This window comes from Azospirillum oryzae (assembly GCF_900177515.1).
GTDB classification, from domain to species: domain Bacteria; phylum Pseudomonadota; class Alphaproteobacteria; order Azospirillales; family Azospirillaceae; genus Azospirillum; species Azospirillum oryzae_A.
In genome coordinates this window covers 385,293-399,093 of record NZ_FXAK01000007.1, presented here as the reverse complement: position 1 = coordinate 399,093, position 13,801 = coordinate 385,293, and the positions used below count along the sequence as shown (strand labels likewise).

14 protein-coding genes are annotated in these 13,801 nt (G+C 67.4%); 4 read left to right on the top strand and 10 right to left on the bottom strand.

Annotated features, from left to right (window positions below; genetic code table 11):
• Nucleotides 1-102 precede the first annotated feature (102 nt).
• From B9N97_RS14310 to hemA, 3 genes are all read right to left on the bottom strand, one after another.
• Nucleotides 103-879: an Hpt domain-containing protein gene (locus tag B9N97_RS14310; RefSeq protein WP_085087608.1), complete on the bottom strand. Its 777-nt coding sequence runs from the start codon at nt 877-879 to the stop codon at nt 103-105.
• Between the two features lie 144 nt (nt 880-1,023).
• Complete coding sequence (locus tag B9N97_RS14305; protein WP_085087605.1) at nt 1,024-1,569, bottom strand: hypothetical protein; 546 nt, start codon at nt 1,567-1,569, stop codon at nt 1,024-1,026.
• Between the two features lie 190 nt (nt 1,570-1,759).
• Nucleotides 1,760-2,974 (bottom strand): 5-aminolevulinate synthase, encoded by a 1,215-nt coding sequence (gene hemA / locus B9N97_RS14300; protein WP_085087602.1) that lies wholly within the window; start codon nt 2,972-2,974, stop codon nt 1,760-1,762.
• A gap of 467 nt (nt 2,975-3,441) precedes the next feature.
• On the opposite strand from hemA, the gene B9N97_RS14295 reads away from it, so the two are divergent.
• Together B9N97_RS14295 and B9N97_RS14290 are read left to right on the top strand one after the other, a co-directional pair.
• Nucleotides 3,442-4,488 carry a phytanoyl-CoA dioxygenase family protein gene (locus tag B9N97_RS14295; RefSeq protein WP_085087599.1) on the top strand — a complete coding sequence of 349 codons (1,047 nt, stop codon included), beginning with the start codon at nt 3,442-3,444 and terminating at the stop codon, nt 4,486-4,488.
• 193 nt (nt 4,489-4,681) lie between these two features.
• The gene (locus B9N97_RS14290; protein WP_085087596.1) at nt 4,682-5,788 is read left to right on the top strand and encodes a DUF2235 domain-containing protein; all 1,107 of its coding nucleotides are present in this window, start codon (nt 4,682-4,684) and stop codon (nt 5,786-5,788) included.
• Between the two features lie 75 nt (nt 5,789-5,863).
• Here B9N97_RS14290 and upp read toward each other — a convergent pair whose 3' ends face one another.
• The 5 genes from upp to pyrF form a co-directional block, all read right to left on the bottom strand.
• Entirely contained in the window at nt 5,864-6,514 is a 651-nt protein-coding gene (gene upp / locus B9N97_RS14285; RefSeq protein ID WP_085087593.1) for a uracil phosphoribosyltransferase, read from the bottom strand.
• Nucleotides 6,515-6,641: 127 nt separating this feature from the next.
• Nucleotides 6,642-7,805, bottom strand: coding sequence for an ATP-binding protein (locus B9N97_RS14280; RefSeq protein ID WP_085087590.1), 1,164 nt, complete (start codon nt 7,803-7,805; stop codon nt 6,642-6,644).
• Nucleotides 7,806-7,954: 149 nt separating this feature from the next.
• Complete coding sequence (locus tag B9N97_RS14275) at nt 7,955-8,863, bottom strand: diguanylate cyclase (RefSeq protein ID WP_085087587.1); 909 nt, start codon at nt 8,861-8,863, stop codon at nt 7,955-7,957.
• Nucleotides 8,864-8,957: 94 nt separating this feature from the next.
• Entirely contained in the window at nt 8,958-9,602 is a 645-nt protein-coding gene (locus tag B9N97_RS14270) for a phosphoribosylanthranilate isomerase (protein WP_085087584.1), read from the bottom strand.
• Nucleotides 9,599-10,324 carry an orotidine-5'-phosphate decarboxylase gene (gene pyrF / locus B9N97_RS14265; RefSeq protein WP_085087581.1) on the bottom strand — a complete coding sequence of 242 codons (726 nt, stop codon included), beginning with the start codon at nt 10,322-10,324 and terminating at the stop codon, nt 9,599-9,601. The genes B9N97_RS14270 and pyrF overlap by 4 nt, the downstream gene beginning before the upstream one ends.
• A 146-nt stretch (nt 10,325-10,470) precedes the next feature.
• On the opposite strand from pyrF, the gene B9N97_RS14260 reads away from it, so the two are divergent.
• Both B9N97_RS14260 and B9N97_RS14255 read left to right on the top strand, forming a co-directional pair.
• On the top strand, nt 10,471-10,776 hold the full coding sequence (locus tag B9N97_RS14260) for a type II toxin-antitoxin system TacA family antitoxin (RefSeq protein WP_085087579.1): 306 nt from the start codon (nt 10,471-10,473) through the stop codon (nt 10,774-10,776).
• A complete protein-coding gene (locus B9N97_RS14255) occupies nt 10,767-11,276 on the top strand; it encodes a GNAT family N-acetyltransferase (protein ID WP_085087577.1) in 510 nt (169 codons plus the stop codon). The genes B9N97_RS14260 and B9N97_RS14255 overlap by 10 nt, the downstream gene beginning before the upstream one ends.
• Nucleotides 11,277-11,285: 9 nt before the next feature.
• Here the strand turns inward: B9N97_RS14255 and B9N97_RS14250 are convergent, their stop codons facing one another.
• Both B9N97_RS14250 and B9N97_RS14245 read right to left on the bottom strand, forming a co-directional pair.
• Nucleotides 11,286-11,852 (bottom strand): biliverdin-producing heme oxygenase, encoded by a 567-nt coding sequence (locus B9N97_RS14250; protein WP_085087574.1) that lies wholly within the window; start codon nt 11,850-11,852, stop codon nt 11,286-11,288.
• Between the two features lie 21 nt (nt 11,853-11,873).
• Nucleotides 11,874-13,769, bottom strand: coding sequence for an ABCB family ABC transporter ATP-binding protein/permease (locus B9N97_RS14245; RefSeq protein WP_085087571.1), 1,896 nt, complete (start codon nt 13,767-13,769; stop codon nt 11,874-11,876).
• Between the last annotated feature and the right edge of the window lie 32 nt (nt 13,770-13,801).

Below are 13,801 nucleotides of genomic sequence, written 5' to 3'. Positions count from 1 at the left end.
CGCTGCTCCAGCCTGTGGGACCGTTTCGACGCCTAACATGAGGATTCCCGCCGGCGCAAGCGCGGCTATATGACGATGACGTTCAGCCGAATGGCTGCCCGCTCACCCCAGATTGTGCTTGGCCACCACCGCGGCGAAATCGTCGCCGAAATGCTCGCCGACGCGGATGACGGAGACGCCGTACGGGATCTCCTTCAGCGACGGGTGGTCGAGGTTCAGCGAGGTCAGCAGCGCCATCGGCACATGCTGGGTCACGCTCATCGCGCGCAGGCCGCGGATCAGGTCGAGGCCGGACAGCCCGTCCATCACCATCGAGGCGATGACCATGTCCGGCGGCACGCGCACGGCGAGGCTGATCGACTCGATCGGGTCGGTCACCGTCATGGTGCGGAAGCCGCAGGCCGCCAGTTCCGTCCCCAGCTTCTTGGCGACGACCTTGGACGGGGTGACCAGCATGATCTCGACGTTGCGGACATCGACGTCGGTGACCTGGAACTCGTAGCGCACCGGCAGGGCGCGGATGATCCGGTTGGTCTCGGCCAGCAGCGGCTGCTCGGCGCGGTCGACCAGTTCGGAGATGCGGTCGATGAAGATCTGGGCGTCGACCAGCTGCTTCTCGTCCAGCCGCTTCAGGCCGCTGAGGTAATCCTCCAGGCGGTGGGCGACGAGGCTGACGGTGGGATAGCCGAAGCTGGTGCCCATGCCCTTGAAATTATGGGCTTCCAGCCGCAGGACGCCGATGGTGTCCGTGTCGCTGCGCCCGCCCTTCACGCGATCCGCCAGCGTCGCGTTCATCAGCTCCAGACGATCGCGCGCGTCGTCCACGAACTCCATGCGCAAGCGGTCTTCGAGGTCGTCGGTCGACAGGGGCGAGGCCATGGAGGGGGTTCCGGCTGGGGGAAAGGGGTAGCCCGAAGGTACACCAAAACCGCACGCCGAAACAGACGCGGCGCGCCCCTATGCGATAAGGGCGCGCCGCGCGAAATAAAACCTTAGGTCCCGCAGGGGGATCGGAGCAGGGGATCAGAGCCGGGAGAGCAGTTCCTGGAACCAGGCCAGACGTTCTTCCGTCTGGGTGATGTCCCGGTCCAGCCAGGAAGCGAAATGGCCGTCGCTGCCGACATTCGCCCGCTTCAGGTCGCCCAACCGCGCCAGTTCGGTCTCGCAGAGCGCCACGAGGTTGTCGATCTGGTCGCGCTGCGACTCGATGTCCAGCAGATGCAAGAAGCGCAGCTTCAGTGCGATGACCAGCTTGTTCAGCCCGTCGGCCGACGGCGCGCGGACATTGGCGCGCATCAGCGTGTCGAACTCCGCCCGGCCGGATTCGGTCGGACCCAGCAGGGCGTTGTCTTCCATGCCGCTGCCGTCCAGCGCCTCGATCAGCCCCTCGTAGCGCAGCATCTCCAGCGAGGTGCCCATCAGGTCCAGCGACGGACCCATCATGCGGTCGAGGAAATGACGGACGGAACCGGCCAGATCGGCGTAGCGCAGCGGGCCGCCCTGGATCAGCGTGCCCAGGACGACGAGGCGCACAGCCTCCTTCGGCATCAGCGAGTTGTCACGGTACATGGCGAACCCCCTGGGCGATGCCCTGGATTGAAGGATGGACGGCAGGCGCAACGGCCGACCCGCAGCGACAAAGCTGCGAACCGGTCGCAACACTACCCCTCAAAGTAGGGGCGCACGAGCCGTCTGTCCAGAGGACAAAACGTCCTTACATCCAAAGGGGTCTTTCCCAGGGTTTCCAGGGGGGTGCGGCTCAGGCGGCGAGCCGCAGGTCCAGCCGGCTCCAGACGTCCAGCAGCGCATCGACCAGCATGCCCATCTGTGCGTCGGTGTGCAGCGGGGTCGGGGTGAAGCGCAGCCGCTCCGTCCCGCGCGGAACGGTGGGGTAGTTGATCGGCTGGACATAGATGTTGTGCCGGTCCAGCAGCTCGTCGGACGCGCGTTTGCAGCGGTGGGCGTCGCCGACCATCAGCGGGACGATGTGGCTGACCGACGGCATCACCGGCAGGCCGGCGTCGGCGAACATGCGCTTCAGCGTGGCGGCGCGCTCCTGGTGCTGCGTCCGCTCGGTCTGGCTGTGCTTCAGGTGGCGGATGGAGGCCAGTGCGCCCGCCGCCAGCACCGGCGACAGCGAGGTGGAGAAGATGAAGCCGGCGGCGAAGCTGCGGACGCAGTCGATCAGCGCGGAAGAGCCGGTGATGTAGCCGCCCTGCACGCCGAAGGCCTTGCCCAGCGTGCCCTCGACGATGGTCAGCCGGTCCATGGCGCCGTCGCGCTCGGCCACGCCGGCGCCGCGGGCGCCGTACATGCCGACGGCATGGACCTCGTCCAGATAGGTCATGGCGCCGTGCTTGTCGGCGACGTCGCACAGGTCATGGATGGGGGCGATGTCGCCGTCCATCGAATAGACGCTCTCGAACGCCACCACCTTGGGCCGGCCGGGGGCGATGCCCGACAGCAGTTCGTCCAGATGCTTGGGGTCGTTGTGGCGGAAGATGTGCTTCTCGGCGCCCGAATTGCGGATGCCGGTGATCATCGAATTGTGGTTCAGCGCGTCCGACAGGATCACGCAGTTGGGCAGGATCTTGCCCAGCGTGGTCAGCGTCGCGTCGTTCGACACATAGCCCGAGGTGAAGAGCAGCGCCGCTTCCTTGTGGTGCAGGTCGGCCAGTTCGCGTTCCAGCAGCACATGGTAGATGTTGGTGCCGGAGATGTTGCGGGTGCCGCCGGCGCCGGCACCGACCTGATCCAGCGCGTCGTGCATCGCCTTCATGACGCTCGGGTGCTGGCCCATGCCGAGATAGTCGTTGGAGCACCAGACCGTGACCGGACGTTCGCGCCCGTTGGAATCGCGAAAGGTCGCCGTCGGGAAGTTGCCCGCATGGCGTTCCAGATTGGCGAACACCCGGTAGCGGCCATCCTGCTTCAGGGTCGCAATCTGGTTGCGGAAGAAAGTCTCGTAATCCATCGCGCGTTCCCGTTCGCGTTCATCCACTAAGGATCGGCTGCACCGGTTGAAGGCATATGGGCTAGGCCATTCGGTCGGCGCGTCGAAGAGGATGGCATGATCCTTTCCGTCACGCCACCCGGCATTGATCGAAATCAAGCCAATGTCATATGGCACCTTCGCACAAGTGGCAGGGTCGCACGTCCTGCGGATGCCGCATGTCGGCTTCCCGCCGATGGGCCGTCAGCAAGGCGACGACTTGAATCCCGCAGAGAAGTTGGGGGCATGAACTTCCCGACCGGCCATGGACGCGATCCGAAAGCATATGCCCGAACCTCGCTCGATGCCTCTCACCCAGGTTGTCATGCGTTCGCCAGAGCATGCCGTGAGTGTGCTTGCCGCCATCCCGTGACACCATGGTTGCATCGGTGCCGCCGATCCGGCAAACATGCGGAGTTCGCTCCTCATCCCGGTTTGGATCAGCCGCCATGGCGCAGGCCCGCAGCACCATCGCCCTAGCCGACTTCGCCGAGGTGGGGGCGCTCGGGGTGATGGGCCTCAAGCGCATCTGGTCACGGCCGTTCTCCGGCTCCACCGCCGCGGGCGACGAGGCCGTGCGCGAATGGCACGCCGTCCAAGTGCTGAGCAGCGGCCTTCAGGTCGGGCTGGAGGAGTTGTATCGCCACTTGGGCGTCGCCCGGCCCAGCTTCGCGTCCTTCGAGGGCTGGATCCTTGAACGCAACGGCGGATCGGTCGACCGCGACACGGTCGATCGCATCAACGCCGCGCTCACCGGGCTGCCGCCGCCCGCCGCCGCCCGCGCCCTGGCCGCCGAAATCGACGCCATGGCCCCGGTGCTGGACGCCGACGACCTCGCCCATTGGGAGGAGCATGGCTGGGTCATCCTGCACGACTCGATCGACCCGGAAGCCTGCCGGGCGACCGCACAGGCGGTGTGGGACGTGCTGGGCAAATCGGCGGACGATCCGGCCTCCTGGGAGGAGCGGACGGACCTTCAGCAATGCGTGTTCACCCAACTGTTCCGCCATCCGGCACTGGACGCCAACCGGCGGTCGCGGCGCATCCACAAGGCCTTTGCCCAACTCTGGGGAAGTGCCGACCTGTGGGTGAGCATCGACCGCGTGGGCTTCAATCCGCCGGTCACGCCGAGATGCGGCTTTCCCGGCCCGGACCTCCATTGGGATGTCAGCCTCGTCCGCCCAATTCCGTTCGGCGTCCAGGGCTTGATCTATTTGACCGACACCGCCGCGATCCAGGGGGCGCTCGGCGTGGTGCCGGGCATGCATCGCACGCTCGGCACCTGGCTCGACTCCCTGCCGCCGGACGCGTCACCGCGCATGCACGCCCAGCAGCATCTGACGCTGACGCCCATCGCCGGACGGGCCGGCGATCTCGTCCTGTGGCACCACGCGCTCGCGCACGGCCCAACGCCAAATCACTCCGACCGGCCGCGCCTGGTACACTACCTCAAGATGTTCCCGGCCGACTTCCCATACACTCCGGCCTGGCTATAGATCGGATCGCGTGAGATCGGACCCGGTTTGGATCGTCAATCCGATCGCCGGCCATAAGGCCACCGCAAGGCCCATTGAACGTCTTGCGGCTTTCTATCTGCTTGCGATAGTCGGGCTTGATAAAAACACTTTGAGAGGGAAAAACAAATACGCCATCATCCCGGACGTGTGCAGGCATGGCAGGGAGGGCAAGATGGCGAAGCGGATCGTCCTGTGTTTCGACGGCACCTGGAACACGCCGGGCAGCGGCAACCAGCCCGACAAGGACAACGAGGTGGCGACCAACGTCTGGAAATTCCACAAATCGGTTCTCAAGACCGCCCCCGACGGCACGATACAGATCAGCCATTACGACTCCGGTGTCGGCACCGACGACAAGGGCGGCTTCCTCCACGACTGGTTCGACAAGATCTTCGGCGGCGCCTTCGGCCTCGGCATCGACAAGAAGATCAAGGACGGCTACCGCTTTCTCGCCGAGCATTACAATGACGGCGACCATGTCTTCATCCTGGGCTTCTCGCGCGGCGCCTACACCGCCCGCAGCCTCGTCGGCCTGATCCGCAATGCCGGGCTGCTGCCGGCCGACAAGCTGGACCAGACCGACAACGCCTATGCACTCTACCGCAAGCGGGACGACGGCCCCGACGTGGGCGAGGCGAAGCAGTTCCGCGAGGCGCATGGATCGGCGCTGATCCCGATCCATTTCCTCGGCGTCTGGGACACGGTGGGCGCGCTCGGCGTGCCGCTCGGCATCTGCCAGCATCTGGACGAGGAGCTTTACGGTTTCCACGACACCGAACTCAGCAGCCTCGTCCGCAACGCCTTCCAGGCGCTGGCGATCGACGAGCACCGCAAGACCTTCGCCGCGAACCTCTGGGATCCGAAGGCCAAGCCGGCGCAGCGGATGGAACAGCGCTGGTTCGCCGGCTGCCATTCGAACGTCGGCGGCGGCTATCAGGACGACAAGCTGTCGGACATCACGCTGAAATGGATGATGGAGCACGCCGAGTCCTGCGGCTTGGCCATCGACCCCATCTGGGTGCCGGAGGTGACGGCGGACAACGCGCTGGGCACCATCGTCGATTCCTACGCCCGTTTCCTGGACGGCCTCGGCAAACTGGCGGAGCCGCGCCATTACCGCCCGGTCTGCGTCCTGCCCTACAGCGAGGAGAACCTGCACGCATCGGTGCCGCAGCGCGCCGCCGGCGATGCCGGCTATGCGCCGCCCAACATCGGCTACCGCAAGGCGCTGGTGCAGTTCGGGACCTTGCGGGAAGAGGAACCGGCCCCGGCCGGCTGACCAGGGGCCCAACGAAAAACGGGGCGGAGCCGTCCGCCGGCGCCCGCCCCGTTGTCCGTTACCCTGAACCGATCCTTACTTGGTGCCGAACATGCGGTCGCCGGCGTCGCCCAGGCCGGGGACGATGTAGGCGTCCTCGTTCAGGTGGCTGTCCAGCGCCGCGGTAAAGACCTTCACATCCGGGTGCGACTCGTGGAAGCGGCGCACGCCTTCGGGCGCAGCGACCAGCGCCATGAAGCGGATGTTGTCGTCGTCGACGCCATGGCGGTTCAGCACGTCGCAGGCATGGGCGGCGGAGTTGCCGGTCGCCAGCATCGGGTCGACGACGATGAACAGGCGGCCTTCGGCCGGCGGCAGCTTCACCAGATATTCGTGCGGCTGCTTGGTGTCATGGTCGCGGTAGAGGCCGATATGACCCTCGCGCGCCGACGGCACCAGTTCCAGCAGCCCGGCCGACATGCCGAGCCCGGCGCGCAGCACCGGCACCACCGCCAGCTTCTTGCCCAGGATCACCGGCGCGTCCATCGGCTGCAGCGGCGTCTCGATCCGCTCGGTGGTCAGCGGGATGTCGCGCGTCAGCTCATAGCCCATCAGCAGCGAGATCTCGCGCAGCAGGGTACGGAACCCGCCGGTCGACCGCTCCTTGTTCCGCATATGGGTCAGCTTGTGCTGGATCAGCGGATGGTCGAGGACGAACAGGTTGGGAAATTCAGGCAGGGTGCGCATGGAATCCGGATCGCGGCTGACGGTAAGGTTATCGCGATCCTAGCGCGTCAGGGGGGCCGGGGCCAAGGGGGCTGACCGGAGGGGCGCCGAACCGGACCACCATTGACCGAATCGCCGACTTTGCCTTTCAGCCTTGCCGCCGCATGAATTCGGCGAAAAGCGGCACGCTGAAATCCAGATAGCCATGGTCGGAACTGAAGACCATGCCTTTTGAAATGATGCTTGCCCGGGCCGGTCCCAAGGATTTTTGGGAACGTCCCATCGACTTGGCGATGTCCGCCATCGCGTAGGGACCATCGCCGAGTTGCGCCATCGCCTTGACGAACTGAACCTCAGCCTTCGTCAGGCGATCGATCCGAACCTTGAAGAAGCCCTCGTCCAGCCGCGCGAGTGTCTCCACATAGGAACGCTCGACATCGGCGGCGGTGATCTCCGGTCCCTCCGAATTGTCCCATACGACCGAGGCCAATTCCTGGATGAAGAAGGGATAGCCCTTCGTGCGCTCATAGATGGCCCGCAGTGCTTCCGGCGTGATCGAGGCGTCCTCATCGAGAACCGGTTTTTCGACGGCTTGACCAGCGGAGACCGGATCAAGCGCACCCACGGACGGGTATTGAAACAGCCGTTCCGCGTACGACTTGGCCTCTCCCGCCAAACGGGCGATTTGCGGAAGACCGGCACCGACCATCAGAACGGGCAGGCCATCCTGCGACGTGCGATGCAACGCGACGATAAGCGCCGACAGATCGGCGTCGGACAGGTATTGGACCTCGTCGATCAAAAGCAGCCAGCCACGCCCCGCGGCTTGGGCAGCCTTCCCGATCAAGGTGAACAGGTCCGGCAGATCGTACTGAAGGTCGCCTGTCTCGGCCAGCCCAGGCTCAGGCTCCACTCCCACCTCGATACCGGCCATCTCGATCTTGAAGATCGACGCGAAGTTCCGCAGGCCTTTGAGACCGCGTGTTGCCAGGTGCTTTGCCGCTTCCACGCCCGACAGCGATCTCATGACTTTCCGCATTTCCGGGAAAATCAGGCGGGCGAGGCTTTCCCCTTCCGGAGACTCGGCCCGGGAGACAAGCAATCCCTCCCGCTCGGCAATCCGGCCGATCTCGTTGAGCAGCACGGTCTTTCCAACGCCGCGTAGCCCCAGCAGCATGATCGGGCGCGCATTTCGTCCATTCAAGGCCCGGCCGCAGGAGATCCTCGCCATATCGAGGATGGCGGATCGGCCGGCCAGTTCCGGAGGGCGGCTGCCCGCACCCGGTGCGAATGGATTGCGATAGGGATCCACTGGGCCTCGGCAAAGCATGCGATAGCCAGCGGTTTATAGCGAAGTCTAGCGCTAGAAGCTAGACTTTCCTAGTCATCCCTAGATGTGTCCAGAGCGTCAAAGCTGAAGCCCCGGTGACCGGCGAACCGGACCTGCGGAAATGGGGCGAGCTACCCCCGCACCGCCTTCGCCGCCGACGGCTTCGGCTCCGGGCGGTCGATGCCGTAGCGGATCACGCGGTTGCGGCCGGAATTCTTGGCCTGATAGAGCGCGCGGTCGGCGCAGACCACCAGATCGTCGACGGTCAGGTCGGACACCGCCTCCACCAGCCCGAAGGACGCGGTGACCGGAATCACCCGGCCATCGGGCAGCACCACCGGCGAGCGCATCAAATCCACGCGCAGCCGTTCGATCACCTCATAACCCTCGTCCAGCCGGGTCTCCTTCAGGCAGACCAGGAACTCCTCGCCGCCCATGCGGAAGGCCTCGTCGAAGCTGCGGACGCCGCGGCTGATGACGGCGGCGGTGGCGGCCAGCACCCGGTCGCCGATGTCGTGGCCGTAGCTGTCGTTGATGCCCTTGAACTTGTCGATGTCGCACAACGCCACGCAGAAGGGCTGGCCGGTGCGGCGGTAGCGGTTGTGCTCGCGCTCCAGCGCCTCGCCCATGCCGCGCCGCGTGCGCAGGCCGGTCAGCGGGTCCAAGCCGGACGCGGCGGCGGCGAAGGCGCGCTCCATCCGGCGCAGATGCAGCATGAACTCCTCGAAGCGGCCGACCACCCCCTCGAACTCGGCTTCGGTCGGCAGCTCGCCGCCGGACGCCTTCAGCAGGATCAGCCGGGCCTGCCGGTGCATCTGCTCGTGCAGGGTCGCCAGCTTCTGCACCGCCGGCTGCTGCAGCAGGTCGTCGCGGCTGGCGGCTTGGCACCAGGCTTGGAAGGAGGCCGGGGCCGACGACCGCTCCCCGCCGCGCCCCTCGCGGTAGAACACAGCGCGCTGCCACTGGCCGATCCAGCGCAGATGCTCGTCGAGCACGGCGCCGAGCGCCTCGGTTGTGGACGGAGTGGTCGAATCGCTCATGGGCGCATCCTACCCGACGGCGCAAGGTCCCGCCATGCGACGAAGATAAGCCGAAGCATTCGTCTAAAACAGGGCGCTTTCGCCGGAAACCAGCCTAAAGAGAACCGACCGCCGCCAGGAAGGCGCGGACCAGCGCCGGGTCCTTGTGGCCGGGGCGGTCCTCCACGCCGGACGACACGTCGACCTCGGTAGCGCCGGTGACCCGCACCGCCTCGGCGACATTGTCCACCGTCAGCCCGCCCGACAGCATCCAGGGGCGCGGCCAACGGCGGCCGGCCAGGATCGTCCAGTCGAAGGCGATGCCGTTGCCGCCGGGCAGCGCCGACACCTTGGCCGGCGGCTTGGCGTCGAACAGCAGCCGGTCGGCGACCTCCGCCGCCTCCATCGCCGCGGTCAGGTCTTCCGGCCCGCCGATCTTCACCGCCTTCATCACCGGCAGGGCATAGCGGGCCTTGATCTCGGCGATGCGGCGCGGCGTCTCGGCGCCATGCAGTTGGATCAGGTCGAGCGGGACCTGCCCGGTGACATGCTCCAGGAACTCGTCGTCGGGATCGACGAACAGCCCGACGGAGCGCACGCCGGTCGGCAGCAGCCGCGCCAGTTCCGCCGCCATCGGCGGGGCGATGGCGCGCGGGCTGCGCGGGTAGAAGACGAAACCGACATAGCGTGCCCCGCCGGCGACGGCGGCGCGCAGGCTTTCGGGCTCGCTCAGCCCGCAGATCTTGGCGGCGACGGTCATGCGGTCCCTCCGGAACTGGCCTCGATCTCGGCGACGATGCGGCGGGCGGCGGCGGCCGGGTCGGCATCGGCGGTGATCGGACGGCCGATGACCAGATGGTCGGCGCCGGCGGCCAGCGCCTCGGCCGGGGTCATGATGCGCTTCTGGTCGTTGGTGGCGGCCCAGGCCGGGCGGATGCCGGGCACCATCAGGATGAAGTCGGGACCGCAGGCCGCGCGCACCAGCGCCACCTCGGCCGGGGAGCAGACGACGCCGTCCACCCCCGACGCCTTGGCCAGCTTGGCCAGCCGCACCACCTGCTCCGCCACCGGCACCGACTGCCCGACGGCGCCGAGGTCGCCCTCGTCCAGGCTGGTCAGAACGGTGACGGCCAGGATCTTCGGCCGGTCGGCCCCGGCGGTGGCGGCCGTTTCCGCCGCCGCGCGCATCATCGCCGGCCCGCCAGCGCTGTGGATGGTCATGAAGGCCGGCTTCAGCGGCAGCGCCGCGCGCACGCCGCCCGCCACCGTGTTGGGAATGTCGTGCAGCTTGAGGTCGAGGAACAGCGGCGGCCCATCCTCCCCCACCACCGCCCGCACGCCGGCCGGCCCCTGGGCGATGAAGAACTCCAGCCCCAGCTTGATGCCGCCGACGGCCCCGGCCACCTGCCCGGCGATGCGGCGGGCGGCGTCGATCTCGGTGGTGTCGACGGAGCAATAGATGCGCGAGGCTGGCGCGGTCATGGGAAGGCGGTCTCCAGAACCCGAATGCGAATGGTCCGGCACCCTAGCAAGGGATGGGGGCATGCGCCAGCCCCGGCGGCACCTGTATTGCCATTGAGCATACAGAACCGTATATTCACTGAGCATACAAACCCGGAGTCCGCAAGATGAAAGAGCACCCCCTCGGCCGCACGGGCTCGGAACATCCAGACGACCGCTCAACCGTCATCAACTTCCGCGCGCCCAAGCGGCAGCGGGACCTTGTCGACCGCGCCGCACAGGTCGCCGGCAAGACGCGGACGGAGTTCATCCTGGAAGCCTCCTGCCGCGCCGCGGAGGAGGTGCTGCTCAACCAGCGGCTCTTCACTCTGGGCGATGACCGTTATCAGGCTTTCGTCGACCTGCTGGATGCCCCGGTCCAGCCCAACCCGAAGCTCCAGGCGCTGATGAAAAGACCGGCGCGATGGAAGTGACGGATCCGGCGGCGCCGTCCGCGCCGGTGCCGCTGTCGGGACATCACGACACTGCCCGGTTCGATTGCGGTGTCGAGCAACTCACCGCCTGGCTGCGCAGGCGGGCCATGGCCAACCAGCTTTCCGGCGCCTCGCGCACTTATGTGGTGTGCCAGGGGAACGAGGTCGTCGGCTATTACGCGCTCGCCACCGGATCGGTCGAGCGGCGGTCCGCCCCATCCGCCGTCGCCCGCCAGATGCCGGAGCAGATCCCGGTGATCCTGCTGGCGCGGCTCGCCCTCGACGCATCGCTGCATGGGCAGGGCTTCGGTGCCGACCTGTTGCGGGATGCCGTCGGGCGCTGCCTCCAGATCGCCGACATCGCCGGCGTGCGGGCCATGCTGGTCCACGCCATCGACGACAGGGCTGCGAGCTTCTACCGGCGGCACGGCTTCAGGCCCTGCCCGGTCAGCGACCTGACGATGATCGCCACCATCAAGGAGCTGCGGGCGAGCCTGTAGCCCCGCTCGTCAGGCGTGTTCCGCCGGCCGGTTGTCCAGGGTCCACCGCTCCAGTGCCGCGAACAGCGCGGCGGCGGTGGCGCAGGCGGCGGCGAGCGCGGCCGGGTCGGCAAGTTCCTCCTCCAGCCGGATCATCAGCGCCTTCCAGGCCCCGGCCATGTCCAGACCGTCCGACGCCAGGAAACGGGCGCCGCGCCGGGCATCGTATCCCAGCGCGCGGGTGATCCCCGGCAGCATCGCCCGCCCGCCATGGGCGGAGCCGTCCAGCACATAGCGGGCCGCCAGCCGCGCCGGTGCATTGTCCAGCGGCGGCAGGTCGGTCATCTCCGGCAGACCGTCCGGATCGGTGCCGAGCACCCGCAGATCCGCGCGCAGCAACGCCAGCCGCGCCACGCCCCGCTCGTCCCCCAGCGCCCGCTCCACCGGCGCGTTGAAGCCGTAGAGCACGGCCAGAGCGCGGGCATACTGGCCGGCGGTGATGTCCGGCCGGACCAGCGGCTGCAGCACCGCGGCCTTGTCCAGCCGGTCGTGACTCTCCCGCGTCGCGTCGCGCAGCGCCTGCCTTGCCGGTCCCATGATCGTGCTCTCCGGTTCCGGTCAGGTCGAGGCCAGCACGCCGGACAGCGGCGCGGGTCCACCGGTGGCCGCCCCATTGGCCCCCTGGCTGGCTTCCTGCTGCCGCGTCCACAGGGCGGCATAGGCGCCGCGGGCGGCCAGCAGCTCGGCATGGTGGCCGCGCTCGATCACCCGGCCGGCCTCCAGCACCAGGATCTCGTCGGCGTCGATGACGGTGGACAGCCGGTGCGCGATCACCAACGTGGTCCGGCCTCGGCTGACCTCGCGCAGGTTGGCCTGGATTTCCCGCTCGGTGTGGGTGTCGAGCGCGCTGGTCGCCTCGTCGAACAGCAGGATCGCCGGGTCCTTCAGGATGGTGCGGGCGATGGCGACGCGCTGCTTCTCGCCGCCGGACAGCTTCAACCCGCGCTCGCCCACCGTGGTCTGGTAGCCGTCGGGCAGCGCCATGATGAAGTCGTGGATGTGGGCCAGCCGCGCCGCCCGCTCCACCTCCGCCGGGCTGGCGCCGGGACGGCCATAGGCGATGTTGTAGAAGACGGTGTCGTTGAACAGCACGGTGTCCTGCGGGACGATGCCGATGGAGGCCCGCAGCGAGGACTGGGTGACGTCGCGGATGTCCTGCCCGTCGATCATCACCCGGCCGCCATTGACGTCGTAGAAGCGGAACAGCAGCCGGCTGATGGTCGACTTGCCGGCGCCCGACGGGCCGACGATGGCGACCGTCTTGCCGGCTGGCACGGTGAAGCTGACATCCTTCAGGATCGGCCGGCGCGGGTCATAGCCGAACTCCACCCCCTCGAAGCGCAGTTCCGCCCCGTCGACCGCCAGCGGCTTCGCGTCGGGGCCGTCGGCCACCTCGCGGTCGACCGCCAGCAGGGTCACCATCGATTCGATGTCGATCAGCGACTGCTTGATCTCGCGATAGACGACGCCGAAGAAGTTCAGCGGCTGGTAGAGCTGCAGCAGGTAGGTGTTCACCAGGACGAAGTCGCCCAGCGACATGCTGCCGTTGACGATGCCGTTGGCGGCCATCCCCATCACCACCGCCAGCCCCAGCGAGATGATCGCCGACTGGCCGACATTCAGCAGCGACAGGCTCTGCTGGCTGCGCACCGCCGCCTTCTCGTAGCTCTGCAGGGCGCCGTCGTAGCGGCGGGCCTCATGCTCCTCATTGCCGAAATACTTGACCGTCTCGTAGTTCAGCAGGCTGTCGATCGCCTTGGTGTTGGCCTTGCTGTCGGTGTCGTTCATCAGGCGGCGGAACTTGATGCGCCATTCCGACACGAAGAAGGTATAGAGGATGTAGCCCATCACCGTGACGAAGGTCGCCAGCGCGAACCAGACGCTGAACAGCTTCCACAGGATGGCGCAGACCAGCGCGATCTCCACCAGCGTCGGCACGATGGAGAACAGGGTGTAGCGCAGCAGCGATTCGATGGCGCGGGTGCCGCGCTCCAGCGATCGGGTCAGGCCGCCGGTCTGGCGTTCCAGATGGAAGCGCAGCGACAGCGCGTGCAGGTGCCGGAACACCGACAGCGCCACCTTGCGGATGGTCCGCTGCGCCACCGTGGCGAAGACGGCGTCGCGCAGCTCGGCGAAGATCAGCGAGGTCACGCGGGCAAGGCCGTATGCGACGATCAGTCCCAGGGGGATGGCCATCACCGCGCCCGGCCCGGCCGTACCGCCGGCGGAGGCGGGCGTCAGCGCGTCCACCGCATGCTTGTAGAAGATCGGCACATAGACGTTGGCGACCTTGGCGCCGATCAGCAGCAGCATCGCCAGCACCACCCGAACCCGCGTCTCCACGGAATCGCGGGGCCAGATATAGGGCGCCAGCGAGCGCATCGCGGCGCGCAGGTCGCCGGACGGGCGGGTGAAGGCATTGCCGTCGGAGGTGGGCGGAAGGCTGCGGCGCATCGGAGTCTTCAAGTGGCCTTTACGGGATTTCT

Bases quoted from the DNA above. Each gene is read 5' to 3' on its own strand.
- B9N97_RS14310 (WP_085087608.1), bottom strand. From the start codon at position 879: ATGGCCTCGCCCCTGTCGACCGACGACCTCGAAGACCGCTTGCGCATG.
- B9N97_RS14305 (WP_085087605.1), bottom strand. From the start codon at position 1,569: ATGTACCGTGACAACTCGCTGATGCCGAAGGAGGCTGTGCGCCTCGTC.
- hemA (WP_085087602.1), bottom strand. From the start codon at position 2,974: ATGGATTACGAGACTTTCTTCCGCAACCAGATTGCGACCCTGAAGCAG.
- B9N97_RS14295 (WP_085087599.1), top strand. From the start codon at position 3,442: ATGGCGCAGGCCCGCAGCACCATCGCCCTAGCCGACTTCGCCGAGGTG.
- B9N97_RS14290 (WP_085087596.1), top strand. From the start codon at position 4,682: ATGGCGAAGCGGATCGTCCTGTGTTTCGACGGCACCTGGAACACGCCG.
- upp (WP_085087593.1), bottom strand. From the start codon at position 6,514: ATGCGCACCCTGCCTGAATTTCCCAACCTGTTCGTCCTCGACCATCCG.
- B9N97_RS14275 (WP_085087587.1), bottom strand. From the start codon at position 8,863: ATGAGCGATTCGACCACTCCGTCCACAACCGAGGCGCTCGGCGCCGTG.
- B9N97_RS14270 (WP_085087584.1), bottom strand. From the start codon at position 9,602: ATGACCGTCGCCGCCAAGATCTGCGGGCTGAGCGAGCCCGAAAGCCTG.
- pyrF (WP_085087581.1), bottom strand. From the start codon at position 10,324: ATGACCGCGCCAGCCTCGCGCATCTATTGCTCCGTCGACACCACCGAG.
- B9N97_RS14260 (WP_085087579.1), top strand. From the start codon at position 10,471: ATGAAAGAGCACCCCCTCGGCCGCACGGGCTCGGAACATCCAGACGAC.
- B9N97_RS14255 (WP_085087577.1), top strand. From the start codon at position 10,767: ATGGAAGTGACGGATCCGGCGGCGCCGTCCGCGCCGGTGCCGCTGTCG.
- B9N97_RS14250 (WP_085087574.1), bottom strand. From the start codon at position 11,852: ATGGGACCGGCAAGGCAGGCGCTGCGCGACGCGACGCGGGAGAGTCAC.
- B9N97_RS14245 (WP_085087571.1), bottom strand. From the start codon at position 13,769: ATGCGCCGCAGCCTTCCGCCCACCTCCGACGGCAATGCCTTCACCCGC.